The sequence below is a fragment of the uncultured Leifsonia sp. genome (assembly GCF_945957465.1).
In the GTDB taxonomy this organism is placed as follows: domain Bacteria; phylum Actinomycetota; class Actinomycetes; order Actinomycetales; family Microbacteriaceae; genus Leifsonia.
On sequence record NZ_CAMFLC010000003.1, the window covers coordinates 90,706 to 104,775 of the forward strand.

Genomic DNA, 14,070 nt, shown 5'->3' on the forward strand with positions numbered 1-14,070 from the left:
GTTCCCGATACACGAGTGTATCCGATACAGTCGGGGCGTCGGATACAAAGCTGTATCGAAACCCTTTCGACGGCCCGGCCACCGGTTCCGTCGGTCCCTACTGCTGGAGAACGTGTGTCCTCGCTCCTGTATTCGATCGGCCGCTGGGCCTTCCGTGCTCGCAAGCTCGTGCTGTCGCTGTGGCTGTTGCTGCTCGTCCTGCTGGCGGGCGGCGCCATCGCCTTCAACCAGGGCACGGACAACACCTTCAGCATCCCGGGGACCGAATCGCAAGAGGCCCTCGACACGCTGAGCCGGACCTTCCCGCAGGTCAGTGGAACGAGCGCGCAGATCGTCGTCGTGGCCCCCGACGGCGAGACCGTCGACCAGGCCGCCATCCAGAAGCCGGTCGAGCGCACCGTCGCCGACCTCGCGAAGACCGACGGCGTCGCCGGTACGACGTCGCCCTACAGCTCCACGGTCAAAGACCTGATCTCCGCCGACCGCACAGCCGCGATCATCACCGTGCAGCTGCACGGCCAGCAGACCACGGTGCCGGCCGCGACCAAGACGGCGATCTCCGACGCCGGGACCCGGCTGCGCACCGAGCTCCCCTCCGGTTCGCAGGTCGCGGTGGGCGGCCAGCTCTTCTCGCAGAACCTGCCGACGATCTCGCCGACCGAAGGGATCGGACTGGTCATCGCGATCGTGGTGCTGATCATCACGTTCGGGTCGATCCTCGCGGCCGGGATGCCGCTGGCGACGGCGCTGCTCGGCGTCGGTCTCTCGATGGCGCTGATCTTCATCGCGACACTTTTCGGCCCGATCTCGTCCACCACACCCCTACTGGCGCTGATGCTCGGGCTCGCGGTCGGCATCGACTACTCGCTTTTCATCATCTCGCGCCACCAGAGCCAGCTGAAAGCCGGCGTGGACCCGGAGGAGTCGGCAGCGCGGGCGGTCGCGACCGCCGGATCGGCCGTGCTGTTCGCGGGCATCACCGTCATCATCGCCCTGGCCGGTCTGGCCGTCGCGGGCATCCCCTTCCTCACGACCATGGGGCTGGCCGCGTCGGTCGCCGTCGGCATCGCCGTGCTCGTCGCGCTCACGCTCACTCCGGCGTTCCTCGGTTTCGCCGGGTCACGGATCACGCCGGGACGTCGCGCCGCCCGCCGCGCGGCGCGGAGGGCGAAGACGACGAAGAGCGCCGCGGGCCACAGCGCTGCCGGCGCTGCCGGCGCCCCGGACGGCGAGACGGCGGAGCCGGTCACGCGCGCCAACCCGTCGCTCGCCCACGCGGCGAAGGCCGAGATCCCGAAGGGGCCGTTCCGCACCTGGGTGCGCGCCGTGACGCGGTTCCCGATCGTCACCGTGGTCGCCGTCGTGGTGGCCCTGGGCATCGCGGCGCTTCCCGCCCTCCAGCTCAGGCTCGCGCTGCCGGACGCCGGCTCGCACCCGAAGAGCGACCCGGCCCGCATCGCCTACGACCTGGTCTCGGAGCACTTCGGGCCCGGATACAACGGTCCCCTGATCATCACGGGCTCGATCATCTCGAGCACCGATCCGCTGGGACTCATGAAGAAGCTCGGCGCCGAGATCGCCGACCTGCCGGGCGTCGCGGCCGTTCCGCTGTCCACCCCGAACCAGAACGCGGACACCGGCATCGTGCAGGTCATCCCGACGACGGCCCCCGACGATCCGCAGACCGCCCGGCTCGTCTCCGAGTTGCGCGCCAAGCACCAGCATTTCCTGGACGAGTACGGCATCGACCTCAAGGTCACCGGCACGACGGCGGCGCAGATCGACGTGTCCTCGCGGCTCGCGGGCGCACTGCTGCCGTTCGGAATCCTGGTCGTCGGGCTCTCTCTCGTCCTGCTGACGATGGTGTTCCGCTCGATCGCCGTGCCCATCAAGGCCGCGCTCGGCTATCTGCTCTCGGTCGGCGTCGCGTTCGGCGCGGTCACGGCGGTCTTCGAGTGGGGCTGGTTCGCGGACGCCGTGCACCTCGACAAGACCGGGCCGGTCATCAGCTTCATGCCGATCATCCTGATGGGCGTGCTGTTCGGCCTCGCGATGGACTATGAAGTGTTCCTGGTCAGCCGGATCCGCGAGGACTACGTGCACGGCGGCGACGCGCGCCGCGCCGTGCAGAGCGGGTTCGTCGGGTCGGCCAAGGTCGTCACGGCCGCCGCCGTCATCATGATCTCCGTCTTCGCAGCGTTCGTGCCGGAAGGCGACGCCTCCATCAAGCCGATCGCGCTCGGGCTCGCCGTCGGCGTCTTCGTCGATGCGTTCATCGTCCGCATGACTCTCGTGCCCGCGGTGCTCCAGCTGCTCGGCGACAAGGCGTGGTGGATGCCGCGCTGGCTCGACCGCGTCCTCCCCTCGTTCGACGTGGAGGGCGACGGACTGCAGAAGGAGCTCGAGCTGGCCGACTGGCCCGAACCCGATTCGCGGTACATCGCAGCGGCCGACGGTCTCGCGGTCAGCATCCGGCGTTCGCCGATTCTCCGCGACGTCTCCTTCCGCCTCGGCGACGGCGAAGCGCTCGTCGTGCACGGCCCCGACCGCACGGCCGCCCTGGCGTTGCTGATGGCCGTGTCGGGACGCACGAAGGTCACCGGCGGCATCGTGAAGGTGGCGGGCTACGTCCTGCCGACACGCGGCTCGGCCGTCCGGTCCCGGACCTCGGTCGTGCGGCTCGACCGCTCCGAGACGCCGGTGGAGGATGTGCGCCGCGCGCTGGCGAGCGCGCCCGTGATCCTGGGCCTCGACGCCGCCGACAGCCTCACCGAACCCGTCGAACGAGGGCGTGTGCGTGCCGAGCTCGGCCGAGCATTCGCCGACGCCCGGTCGGCGGGACGACCGTTCGCGCTGGTGGTGACCTGCGTCGATCCGTCCGGACTCGACGACCTGCTGCCCGAGAGCGCAGAGCCCACAGCCGTCGAACTCGCGGTGGACGCCGACGGCGCTGCGACACCGCTGCCGGCACGACCCGCCGATGTCGCCCCCGACACCCACGACACCGACCAGGCGGACCACACCGCCGCCCACCTCGAGAAGGCGAACGCCCGATGACCACCCCCTCGTCCCTGCGCCGACCGCGCTCCCTGTTCTCGCTGGAGCGCATGCGCTCCGACAGACGCGTGACCTGGCTGACCATCGTCGGGCTCGTCCTCGTCCCGCTCGTGATCGGCGGCCTGCTGGTCTGGGCGCTCTGGAACCCGACCGAGCGGCTCGGCGAAGTGAAGGCCGCGGTGGTGAACCTGGACAAGCCGGTGACCGTGAACGGCCAGGTCGTGCCCCTCGGCCGGCAGATGGCCGCAGGCCTCCTCGGGGCGAAGAACGAGAACTTCACGTGGGTGCTCACCGACCAGAAGGACGCCGAGGCCGGGATCGCCGACGGCAGCTACGTCGCCGTCGTCACCATTCCGAAGAACTTCTCGAAGGCGGCGACCTCCACCGCCGGGACGGACGGTGCGGCGACGCAGGCGACCATCGACGTGCGGACCAGCCAGAAGTCGAAGCTCGTGGATCCCGCGATCAGCCAGGCCGTCACGACCACGGCGACGGGAGTCCTCAACAAGCAGCTCACGACGACCTACCTCGAGAACGTCTATGTGGGCTTCAACACGCTGCACGACCATCTCGCGAAGGCGGCGAGCGGAGCGGGGTCGCTCTCGAGCGGGCTGACGCAGCTCGCGTCGGGCACGCATCAGCTGGCGGACGGGGCGAACCAGCTGTCGTCGGGTGCGACCGCGCTGTCGAGCGGGATCGGCCGGCTGTCAGACGGTGCGGCCGGGCTCTTCAGCGGACTGAGCACGCTCGCGAGCGGCATGAACGGCCTCGCCGGCGGGATGGGCCAGCTGCAACAGCAGACGTCCTCCCTGCCGGCGGGCACCCAGCAGCTGGCCACCGGCGCGGCCGGCGTCTCCGCCGGGGTGTCGGCAGCCGCGAACTCGGCGAAGGCCGCGCTCGCCACCTGCGTCGCCGATCACGGTCAAGCCGACCCCACCTGCGTCGCGATCGCGCAAACGTACGGCATCATGACGACCGCCCAGAAGGGGCAACCCAGCCTCGTCGACGGCGCCGCGCAGCTCGCCGCCGGCACGAAGGACCTCGCCGGCTCGGCTCCGGCGCTCGCCGGCGGCATCGCGCAATCGGCGGCGGCGGCGCGACAACTCGCCGACGGGGCCGGGCAGTCGGCCTCCGGCGCGCAGCAGCTGGCTTCCGGCACGCAGCAGTCGGCCGACGGAGCCTCCCAGTACGCGGCGGGCGTGCAACAGTTCGCGGCGGGCGTTCCCGCTCTCGCGACCGGCGCCGACCAGTCGGCCGCCGGCGCCGCCTCCCTCGCATCCGGCCTCGACAAGGCGGTGGCCCAGCTCCCGAACTACGATGCCGGCCAGCGCACCAACCTGGCGTCCGTCGCCTCGCAGCCCGTCGGCCAGAAGCAGTCGGGCAGCACCACGTTCGGCGTCACCAGCGTTCCGCTGTTCGCGGCGGTAGCACTGTGGCTCGGTGCGCTCGCCACGTTCCTGGTGCTCCAGGCGCTCTCCCGTCGTGCCCTGCTCACCTCCCGTGCCGCAGGGCGGATCGCCCTCGACGGGCTCGCGCCGGCCGCGGCCATCGGCGTCGTCCAAGGTCTTCTCGTCGCCGCGATCATGCAGCCCGCGATGCACCTCGGCGTCGGCGGCTGGTTCGCCTTCGCCGGCGTCTCGGTCGCCGCCGCGGTGTGCTTCGCTGCCGTCAACCACGGACTCGTCGCCCTGCTGGGCGGCATCGGCCGGTTCCTGGCGATGCTCGTCGTCGTCGTGACCCTCGCCTCCGGGATCGTGTCGACCGCGCCCGGGTTCTTCGACACCGCGATGACATGGTTGCCCACGTCGCCGGCGATCACGGCGTTGCACGGCGTCGTCGACGGGTCGACGGGAGTCTGGCGCGGCCTGGGCGGCCTCCTCCTCTGGGCGGTGCTCGGCTTCGCTCTCGCGCTGGCGGCCGTCGCGCGGCGGCGCATCGTCACCGCCGCCCAGCTGCTCCCCGCGGAGTAGCCCGATTGCGCCGGGCCGCCGTTGCGCCGGGCCGGCGAGACGGCACGCCCGGGCTCAGGCGGTCGCGGCGAGAGCGAGCGTGGCGAGCACCACGGTGACAGGCGCCACGAGCAGACCGAGCAGCATGTAGCGGCTCCAGCGGATGTGCACGTCGAAGCTCGACAGCCGCTGGTGCCAGAGCAGCGTCGCGAGCGACGCCCACGGAGTGATCAGCGGTCCGGCGTTGACGCCGATCAGCAGCGCCGCAAGCCGCACCGGGCTGCCCGCGGCCGGCTCCAGAGCCAGATAGGCGGGGAGGTTGTCGATCGCGTTCGCCCCGACCATCCCGGTCAGTGAGAGCCTCAGCAGCGCGAGCGGGGACTCCCCCGTGCCCGACACCCGGGCCAGCAGCGTCCCCAGGCCGTTGGCGTGCAGCGCCTCGATGAACAGGAACAGCCCGGACGCGAGGAGCACCAGCTGCCACGGCAGCAGCCCGAACCGGACCACCTCCCGGCGACGCACCAGGAACACCGCGATCAGCACCACAGCGGCCGCCGACGCCGGCAACCAGACGGGGATGCCCGACACGAGCAGCGGCATCAGCGCCACGACCACGGCGGCGCTGATCCAGAACAGCACCCGATCCTCGATGCCGTCCTCCGGCCCGGTCGTGTACCGGACCAGCAGCTGACGACGGGAGATCAGGAACACGACCAGCATCGGGACGATCATCGCCACGACCGCAGCCGCCCACATGAGCGCGGCGAACGCGAACGGCGACGGGTCGCCCATCGCGTGCTGGGCCAGCAGGTTCGTGAGGTTCGACACGGGCAGCAGCAGCGAGCCGACGTTCGCCATCCACACCGTCGTCAGAGCGAACGGCAACGGCTCCAGGCCGGCGTGCCGGGCGAGCACGATCACGACCGGCGTGAGCAGGACCGCCGTCGTGTCGAGCGAGAGGAAGATCGTGCTGAGCGCCGCCACGACCACCACCAGCAGCCAGAGCAGCCAGGCGCGGCCGCGGCCCCAGCGCGCGGTCTGCTGTGCGACGACCGTGAAGACGCCCGCGTCGGCCGCCAGCTCGGTCACCACCGTCACGGCGACCACGAACAGCAGGATGGGCCACACGCGATCCCACAGGGCCAGCGCGTCCGGCACCGGAAGGAGTCCGGTCGCAACCGCCACCGCACCGAGCACGAGGAGCACCGCGCCGACGATCGCCGTCCGCATCGCGCTCCTCTCGTCCGACGCCTAGGGAAGCGTACGCTATCGACGAGCGAAAGGACGCCGATGCGCAAGTTCATCTTCAACGGTGCCATCATCAGCGCGGTCATCGGACTGTGGACGACGATCCAATCGACCAAGCAGGGCCCCCGGGATTGGCGGGTGCCGCTGATGTGGATCAGCGCGGCGCTGAGCATCGTCATCGCCGTCGGGACGGTGCTGGAGGAGTCCAAAGAGGCCGACGAGCGCGAAAACGGGCACTGACCGCACGATTTCCGCTGTTCGCACGGCGTGTCCGCGCGTTTTGACGTGAGTACCCCCGGAAGATTGGTTCCGACGGAGAACCTGGAAGGGGTTGGGCGATGTTTGGTCGCAGGCGGCACGCCGCCGCCGAGGTACAGGCGGCGCCGGTTCCTCAGCTGACGGATGCACAGATCCTCGAAGTGGTTCACGCCAAGGTCGCCGAGCTCATCGGCGAACGCGGCGAGTGGACGGTGTCGCGCCGTTCATCCGACGACACCGACTCCATCTTCCACTCCGTCCTCTCGCAGTCCGTCTCCGTCGGCATCACCGCCGCACTGGTCGAGGCACGTCGCCGCCTGGAGGCCGGAGAGACCGAGATCGTCCTGGCCTCCGAGCCGCAGCACCGTGCCGACGCCGAACCGCTCGCCGCCGCCGAGGCCGTGGACGACGTGCACGAGGAGCCCGCCGCGTTCGGCTGGGAGCCCGCGCCGATCACCGTGTGGACCGACCTCCGTCGCCCGGTCACCGGCGAGATCCCGGCCATCGCGGAGCGCCCGGCCGCCTGACCTCCGGCCGCCTGACGCCCGGCAGCGAAGCGGCCCGAATCGCTCTCGGCGCACCAGAATCCCCCGTCTCGCCGACGGGCTTCAGCCGATGTGCTTCCAGGAGGCGGGCCCGGCCGAGCCGGCCCGATAGCTCTGCAACGGCACGTCGCCCTTCTTCCACGCGGAGATGACCGGGGCCACGATGCGCCACATCTCGACCGCCGTGTCACCGCGGACCGAGAGCGACGGATCGCCGTCGAGGATGCCCTCCAGCACCTCGCCGTACGCCAGGAGCAGGCCAGGGCCGAAGTCGGCGCTCAGCGCGACGCGCTCGATCACGTGCGGATCGTCCGGACCGTTGATGTTGAGTTCGAGCGACATGGCGTCGGGCGCGAGCATGATGCGCAGCATCGTCGGCTCTTTGTGCCCGGTGAGCCCGCGCGGGATATGCCTGGCCGGCTTGAAGGTCACCAGGATCTCCCTGCGCTTCGAGCCGAGCGCCTTGCCCGACCGCAGCGTGATCGGCACGCCGGCCCACCGCCAGTTGTCGATCTCCACCGTGAGCTCGGCGAGGGTCTCGGTGTCGCGAGCCGGGTCGACACCGGGCTCGTCGGTGTACGCAGGGAGCTTGCGGCCATCGATGGTCCCCGCGGTGTACCGCGCGCGCCGGCTCGCCACCGCCGGGTCGTCCCCCCACACCCGTGTCGCGCGCAGGACCGTCGCTTTGGCGTCGCGCAGGTCGGTCGCGTCGAGCGCCGACGGCGGCTCCATCGCGAACACCGCGAGCACCTGCAGCAGATGGCTCTGGATCATGTCCATGAGCGCCCCCGCGTTGTCGTAATACCGGGCGCGGCCCTCCAGCCCGAGGGTCTCGTCGTAGACGATGTCGACGCGCTGGATGTGGTCGCCGTTCCACACCGGTTCGAGGATGCTGTTCGCGAAGCGCAGCCCGATGAGGTTCAGCACGGTCGAGTTGCCGAGGAAGTGGTCGACGCGGTGGATGCGCTCCTCCGGCACGAGCGTCGCCAGCCGCTTGTTCAAGGCGGTCGCGCTGCGCTTGTCGGTGCCGAACGGCTTCTCGAGCGCGAGCGTGAGCCCGGCGGGCAGCGTCAGCTTCGACAACGCGTCGCACGCTCGGGCGGTGATGGCCGGCGGGAGGGCGAAGTACAGCGCGGGCGTCCCCTCGCACGCGTCGAAGATGCGCTGAAGCTCGGCGGGCTTCGTCACGTCGGCCGAGAGGTAGGCGGTGCTCTTCAGCACCTGCTCGACAGCCGGGCCGTTCGCTTTCACCGTCTTGAAGGAGGCACGGACGGTCTGGCGCCACTTCGCGTCCGTCCAGTCCTCCGCCCCGGCGCCGACCAGCTGGAAGCGCCGCTCGGGGTGGTTCGTGAGCAACTGCCCCACGGCGGGCAGCAGGAGTCTGGACGACAGGTCTCCGCTCGCTCCGAGAATCACCAGAGTGCCCACGGTCTGCGTCATGGGTTTCACAGTACGGCCATACTGGGGATATGTCGCTCCCCATCGAGGATTACGCCCTGATCAGTGATTGCTTCACAGGAGCCCTCGTCGGGCGGGACGGCAGCATCGACTGGCTGTGCCTGCCGCGGTACGACTCGCAGTCGACCTTCGGGGCCCTGCTGGGCACCGAGGACCACGGGCGGTGGCTGCTCGCCCCCGCGGATCCCGGCGCGACCTGCACGCGCACGTACGAGCGCGACACCATGATCCTGGTCACCCGCTGGCGCACCTCCACGGGCGAGGTGGAGGTGGTGGACGCGATGCCGATGGGCGACCACCGGGCCGACATCGTGCGGCGGGTGCGCGGCGTGAGCGGTCAGGTCGAGATGCGCCAGGAACTGCGGATCCGGTTCGGCTACGCCACGGCGATCCCCTGGGTGCGCAAGATGACCGACGGGAAGCCGCCCGCGCTCGTTGCCGTGGCCGGACCGGACGGCCTCGTCTTCCGCGGCCCGTCGCTGCACGCGAGCGACCACGCCCACGAAGGGACCTTCACGGTGCACGCCGGCCAGACGGTCGACCTCTCGATGACCTGGTTCCCGTCGCATCGCGACGCGCCTGCCGCGCTCGACGTCGAGGACGCGCTCCGGCGCACGCGGGCCTGGTGGACCGACTGGGCGGCGGGCTGCGCCCATGACGGGCCGTACCGCGACGAGGTCGTGCGGTCGCTCCTCATCCTCCGCGCCCTGACGCACCTCGAGACCGGTGGAATCGTCGCCGCCGCGACGACCTCGCTGCCCGAGCAGTTCGGAGGCGAGCGCAACTGGGACTACCGCTACGTGTGGCTGAGGGATGCCTCCCTCACGATCGCCGTACTGCTCGCCCACGGCTACAACGACTACGTCGGTCACTGGCGCGATTGGCTGCTGCGCGCTATCGCGGGCGACCCGGGCGACGTGCAGATCATGTACGGGCTCGCGGGGGAACGCGACCTCGCTGAGCGCGAGATCGACAGCCTCCCCGGCTACCAGGGCGCGCACCCGGTGCGCATCGGCAACGACGCTTCGACACAGTTCCAGGCGGACGTGATCGGAGAGGTGATGCTCGCCCTCGATCACGGCCGCGCGGCCGGGGTGCCCGAGACGCGGTTCTCGTGGGCGCTGCAGCGTGCCCTGATGGGCTTTCTGGAGGACAACTGGCGCAATGCCGACCACGGGATCTGGGAGATCCGCGGCGCTCCGAAGATGTTCACGCACTCCCGTGCGCTGGTCTGGGCGGCGTTCGACTGCGCCATCCGCGGCGTGGAGGAGTACGGACTCGAGGGCCCTGTCGAGCGCTGGAAGCACCTGCGCGATCAGATCCGTGCCGATGTGGAGGCGAACGGCTTCGACGAGCATCGCGGAACGTACGTGCAGTACTTCGGCAGCGAGGAGGTCGACGCCTCGCTGCTGCTGCTCGGTCAGGTCGGCTACTGCGATTTCGACGACCCGCGGATGCTGGGAACCGTCACGGCGCTCGAGGAGGACCTGATGAAGGGCGGCCTCCTGCTGCGTTACCGCACCGAGAAGGGTGTCGACGGGCTGCCTCCCGGCGAGCAGCCGTTCCTCGCCTGCTCCTTCTGGCTCGTCGAGCAGTATGCGCGCTCGGGACGGGTCGACGACGCGGTCCGGCTGATGGACCGGCTGCTCGCGCTGGCCAACGATGTGGGGATGCTCTCGGAGGAGTACGACGTCGACGGCCGCTCGCAGGCCGGCAACACTCCGCAGGCGCTCACGCACCTCGCCCTCGTGCGCGCCGCCGACGCGATCGCGGAGGCGCGTTCGCAGTGACACCGGCCGTCACCGAGCCCGCGATCCGCGAGGAGGTCGACCTCGACGAACGACTCGAACTGGGTTCGCCGTGGGTGACCATCGTGTGGAACGATCCGGTCAACCTGATGTCGTACGTGACCTACGTCTTCCAGAGCTATTTCGGATTCGCGAAGGCGGAGGCGCGGCGGCTGATGCTGCTGGTGCACACCGAGGGCCGTGCGGTGGTCGCGACCGGCACACGCGAGGAGATGGAGCGGCACGTGGAGGCCATGCACGAGTACGGGTTGTGGGCGACCCTGCAGAGGGCGGACGCGTGAGGCCGTTCCGCGCCGACCGGAACGGCGGCGTCCGCGCGCGCTTCGAGTCGGGGGAGGTCGAGGTGCTGAGGCGGTTCGCGGCGGAGGCCGCGGACCGCGCCGAGCGCGCGGCCGACGGAGCCGCGCCGGATTCCGGCCACGCCGACCCGGCGCTCGCGCGGTTGCTCCCGGACGCGTATCCCGACGATGCGGAGGCCTCGGCCGAGTTCCGGCGGTTCACCGCCGAGCGGATCGCCGAGCGCAAGGCCGGCAACGCCCGCACGCTGCTGGACTCGCTCGGTTCGACGTGCGGCGAGTCCGTCGAGGTGCGTCTCGATGCCGCCGGAGCGCAGGCCTGGCTGCGCACCCTCACCGACATGCGGCTCGCGCTCGCTGTGGAGCTGGGCATCGAGCACGACGGCGACGAGGGCGAGGTGCACGACCTGGAGTCGGCCACCCGGCGAGCGGTCTACGACTGGCTGGCCGCCGTGCAGGAGTTCCTCGTGCTCGCCCTCACACGCGCCGCCCGCAACTGACGAGGAACGTCAGACGGGGAAGCGCACAGCTGCCGCGACCGCGCCTCCGCCGGGCACGTCCTCCGCTCGCAGCGCGTACACCTTGGCCTTCGACGCCAGCGAGCGGCGGATGATCTCGTCGACCACACCGTAGTTGCCGGGAGTGTCATCGTCGCCGTACGCGATCTTGCCGGTCTCATCGTCGAGGGAGCCCGGAACGCGACGGTCGATGTCGAAGATCAGCGTCTCGACGGCACCGTAGGTCGCGGCCCGGGCGATGTCGCTGAGGTCGACCAGCGCCGTCCCCGCCGCGATGCGGGTCGAGAAGTCCTCTTTGAGGGCGTCGATCTTGCCGGCGTACAGGCGGTCGAGCACGCCGCGCGCCGCAGTCGCCAGCTCGTCCTCCGTCTTGTCCTCCGGGTTGCCGGCGATCACGTCGTCGAGCAGGCGCGGGTAGTCCGACGCTCCGCGGAAGATGCCCACCAAGGGCTCGGCCGCCGCGAGGATCAGCGGCTCGGTGGAGGTCGCCAGCAGCGGATGCAGCGCTCGCTCGATCGCCTGCACGTACTCCAGCATCCGGACCTTCTGGCCTTCGGAGCCCTGGACCCGGCCGGAGGCCGCGCGCCCGCTGACCGACGGCAGACCGACCGCCGACGGGACGTTCTTCGGCATGCCCTCCACCTCGACGAGCGCCGGCGGCGCCTCCGGGTCGATGCGGATCAGCCGCACCGAGTTCTGCGCGAGCGCCAGGATGAGCGCGGACTGCGGGAAGGTCACCGCGCGCAGAAGCGGCTTGACGTAGAACCGGTCCGCGACCTCGCAGGTGGAGGTCAGGCGATTCGGCAGGCGGAAGGTCTCGGCCACCTCGCCGTCCAGGAACACCGCCAGGGAGCGCGACTGGTACCTCCAGAAGTCCCGGTCTTCGAGGATGTGCTCCCCCTCGGCCTGGATGCGGCTGATCGTGCCGCGGGCGATGCCCATGGCCTCCAGGGACTTGACCGCCAGACCCAGGTGGTTCTTGAGCTCGATGCGCGCGCGGTCGGCTTCCGGCGGCGTACTGCCGGTCGGCAGGTAGATGCTCACGCACCCCGGCTCGCGCAGTGCCGCGATCCGCTCGATGTCGGCCTTGGTCGGAATGTCCTTGTACTCCACGTTTCCTCCTCGGTCGTCCCGGGCCGGACGTCGGCGACCGGTCCGCCCAGTCTCGTCGCGGCTCCAGAACGGCACAAGCCCTCCGACTCGTGCGGCGCGCTTGCGGCCGCTGGCCGTGTCGCTGGAGTCCGCGTCATGATGTCGAGATGACGTCCTCCCGTTCGTGTAGACGGTGAGAGGAAGGAATTCGACCATGACCCAATATCTGCTCAGCGTCTACCAGCCCGACGGACCCATCCCCGAGCCGGAGGCGCTCGCCGCGATCGGCGCGAACCTCGACCGGCTCAACGACGAGATGCGCGCCGCCGGCGCGTGGGTGTTCTCGAACGGGCTGCTCCCGCCCGCGTCGGCGACCGTGCTGCGGCCGGACGGAGACGAAGTGCTCGTCACCGACGGTCCGTTCGCAGAGGGCAAGGAGCATCTCGGCGGCTTCACGATCGTCGAGGTGCCCGATCTCGACGCCGCCCTCGCGTGGGGCAAGCGCCTGGCGGTCGCCACGACGCTGCCGATCGAGGTGCGCCCGTTCGCATGACCGTGCCCGCTGATGGCGCCGAGGCGGTGGCGGCCGTTTTCCGTTCGGAGTTCGGCCGCGCCGTCTCGGTGCTGTACCGGTACACCGGCGACCTGGACCGCGCGGAGGACGCGGTGCAGGACGCCTTCGCGGTCGCTGTGACGCGCTGGCCGGTCGACGGGGTGCCCGCGGCCCCGGCGGGCTGGATCATCACCACGGCCCGGCGGCGCGCGATCGACCGGCTTCGGCGGGAGGCCCTGGGGCGTTCGAAGGAGGCCGAAGCGGCGGAGCTTCTCGTCCTCGCGTCGTCCCTGGAGTCGACGGACGACGGGCCCGTCGCGGATGAACGCCTCCGGCTGATCTTCACCTGCTGCCACCCGGCGCTCGGCCAGGACGCCCGCGTCGCGCTGACGCTCCGGCTGCTCGGCGGCCTGAGCACGTCGGAGATCGCGCGAGCCTTCCTGGTGCCCGAGCCGACCCTGGCGCAGCGCATCTCGCGCGCCAAGTCGAAGATCCGTCAGGCGCGCATCCCGTACCGGGTGCCGTCCTCCGACGATCTTGCCGTGCGGCTGGCCTCCGCGCTGGCGGTCGTCTACCTGATCTTCAACGAGGGTTACACGGCGAGCGCCGGCGACCGGCTGGTGCGTGAGGAGCTCTGCGCGGAGGCGATCCGTCTCGCGCGCCTCGTCGTCGGGCTGCTTCCGGAGGAGCCGGAGCCGGCGGGCCTCCTCGCGCTGCTGCTCCTGATCGACGCGCGCCGGCCGGCGCGCTCGGACGCGTCGGGAGCGTTGATCGCGCTTCCGGACCAGGATCGGTCGTCCTGGGACACGGCGCTCATCGCCGAGGGGCACGACCTCGTGCGCGGCTGCCTGCTGCTCGGCCGGCCGGGACCATACCAACTGCAGGCGGCGATCCAGGCCGTGCACGACGACGCTGCGCTGGCCGAAGACACGGATTGGCGGCAGATCGTCACGCTGTACGACCAGCTCCTTCGTGTGCAGCCGTCACCGGTGGTCGCGCTGAATCGGGCGGTCGCCGTGGCGGAGGCGTCGGGACCGTCGGCGGGGGTGGCGGCGATCGAGCCGCTGCGGGACACGCTCAGCGGTTTCTATCTGCTGCACGGGGTGCGGGCCGGGCTTCTGGCACGTGCCGGGCGCGAGCGCGAGGCGGCAGAGGAGTACGACGCTGCGCTGCGGCTGTGCGGCAATGAGAGCGAGCGGGAGTTCCTCGGGCGGCGGCGGGCGTTGCTGCCGGAGGGCTGAACGGTCGCATCCGCGCTCGCCCCTTCCACTGCTCTCCGCCGGGGTGG

At 70.9% G+C, this 14,070-nt stretch carries 12 protein-coding genes; 9 read left to right on the forward strand and 3 right to left on the reverse strand.

The features are described 5' to 3' along the window. The first annotated feature begins 114 nt into the window (after positions 1-114). Both Q0Q23_RS02680 and Q0Q23_RS02685 read left to right on the forward strand, forming a co-directional pair. Complete coding sequence (locus Q0Q23_RS02680) at positions 115-3,057, forward strand: MMPL family transporter (protein WP_295118896.1); 2,943 nt, start codon at positions 115-117, stop codon at positions 3,055-3,057. Next, a complete protein-coding gene (locus Q0Q23_RS02685; protein WP_295118899.1) occupies positions 3,054-5,027 on the forward strand; it encodes a YhgE/Pip domain-containing protein in 1,974 nt (657 codons plus the stop codon). Before Q0Q23_RS02680 ends, Q0Q23_RS02685 begins: the two co-directional genes overlap by 4 nt. Before the next feature lie 54 nt (positions 5,028-5,081). On the opposite strand, the gene Q0Q23_RS02690 is transcribed toward Q0Q23_RS02685, so the two are convergent. Beyond that, complete coding sequence (locus Q0Q23_RS02690) at positions 5,082-6,236, reverse strand: SLC13 family permease (protein ID WP_295118902.1); 1,155 nt, start codon at positions 6,234-6,236, stop codon at positions 5,082-5,084. Positions 6,237-6,296: 60 nt separating this feature from the next. On the opposite strand from Q0Q23_RS02690, the gene Q0Q23_RS02695 reads away from it, so the two are divergent. After that, positions 6,297-6,494, forward strand: coding sequence for a hypothetical protein (locus tag Q0Q23_RS02695; RefSeq protein WP_295118903.1), 198 nt, complete (start codon positions 6,297-6,299; stop codon positions 6,492-6,494). A gap of 98 nt (positions 6,495-6,592) precedes the next feature. Continuing rightward, a complete protein-coding gene (locus tag Q0Q23_RS02700) occupies positions 6,593-7,039 on the forward strand; it encodes a hypothetical protein (protein ID WP_295118905.1) in 447 nt (148 codons plus the stop codon). An 81-nt stretch (positions 7,040-7,120) separates the two neighbouring features. Here the strand turns inward: Q0Q23_RS02700 and Q0Q23_RS02705 are convergent, their stop codons facing one another. Then, positions 7,121-8,497, reverse strand: coding sequence for a glucose-6-phosphate dehydrogenase (locus Q0Q23_RS02705; protein ID WP_295118909.1), 1,377 nt, complete (start codon positions 8,495-8,497; stop codon positions 7,121-7,123). Between the two features lie 29 nt (positions 8,498-8,526). Between Q0Q23_RS02705 and Q0Q23_RS02710 the strand changes: the two genes are divergently transcribed. The 3 genes from Q0Q23_RS02710 to Q0Q23_RS02720 are packed head-to-tail and all read left to right on the forward strand — an operon-like array spanning position 8,527 to position 11,119. Continuing rightward, positions 8,527-10,305 carry a glycoside hydrolase family 15 protein gene (locus tag Q0Q23_RS02710; protein WP_295118912.1) on the forward strand — a complete coding sequence of 593 codons (1,779 nt, stop codon included), beginning with the start codon at positions 8,527-8,529 and terminating at the stop codon, positions 10,303-10,305. A 23-nt stretch (positions 10,306-10,328) separates the two neighbouring features. Continuing rightward, a complete protein-coding gene (gene clpS / locus Q0Q23_RS02715) occupies positions 10,329-10,604 on the forward strand; it encodes an ATP-dependent Clp protease adapter ClpS (RefSeq protein WP_295119124.1) in 276 nt (91 codons plus the stop codon). After that, on the forward strand, positions 10,601-11,119 hold the full coding sequence (locus Q0Q23_RS02720; protein WP_295118914.1) for a DUF2017 domain-containing protein: 519 nt from the start codon (positions 10,601-10,603) through the stop codon (positions 11,117-11,119). The genes clpS and Q0Q23_RS02720 overlap by 4 nt, the downstream gene beginning before the upstream one ends. A gap of 9 nt (positions 11,120-11,128) precedes the next feature. On the opposite strand, the gene Q0Q23_RS02725 is transcribed toward Q0Q23_RS02720, so the two are convergent. Continuing rightward, positions 11,129-12,250, reverse strand: a complete 1,122-nt coding sequence (locus Q0Q23_RS02725; protein WP_295118917.1) for a hypothetical protein — start codon at positions 12,248-12,250, stop codon at positions 11,129-11,131. A 193-nt stretch (positions 12,251-12,443) separates the two neighbouring features. On the opposite strand from Q0Q23_RS02725, the gene Q0Q23_RS02730 reads away from it, so the two are divergent. Both Q0Q23_RS02730 and Q0Q23_RS02735 read left to right on the forward strand, forming a co-directional pair. Beyond that, a complete protein-coding gene (locus Q0Q23_RS02730; RefSeq protein WP_295118920.1) occupies positions 12,444-12,782 on the forward strand; it encodes a YciI family protein in 339 nt (112 codons plus the stop codon). After that, a complete protein-coding gene (locus Q0Q23_RS02735; protein WP_295118923.1) occupies positions 12,779-14,023 on the forward strand; it encodes an RNA polymerase sigma factor in 1,245 nt (414 codons plus the stop codon). The genes Q0Q23_RS02730 and Q0Q23_RS02735 overlap by 4 nt, the downstream gene beginning before the upstream one ends. The last annotated feature ends 47 nt before the right edge of the window (positions 14,024-14,070 follow it).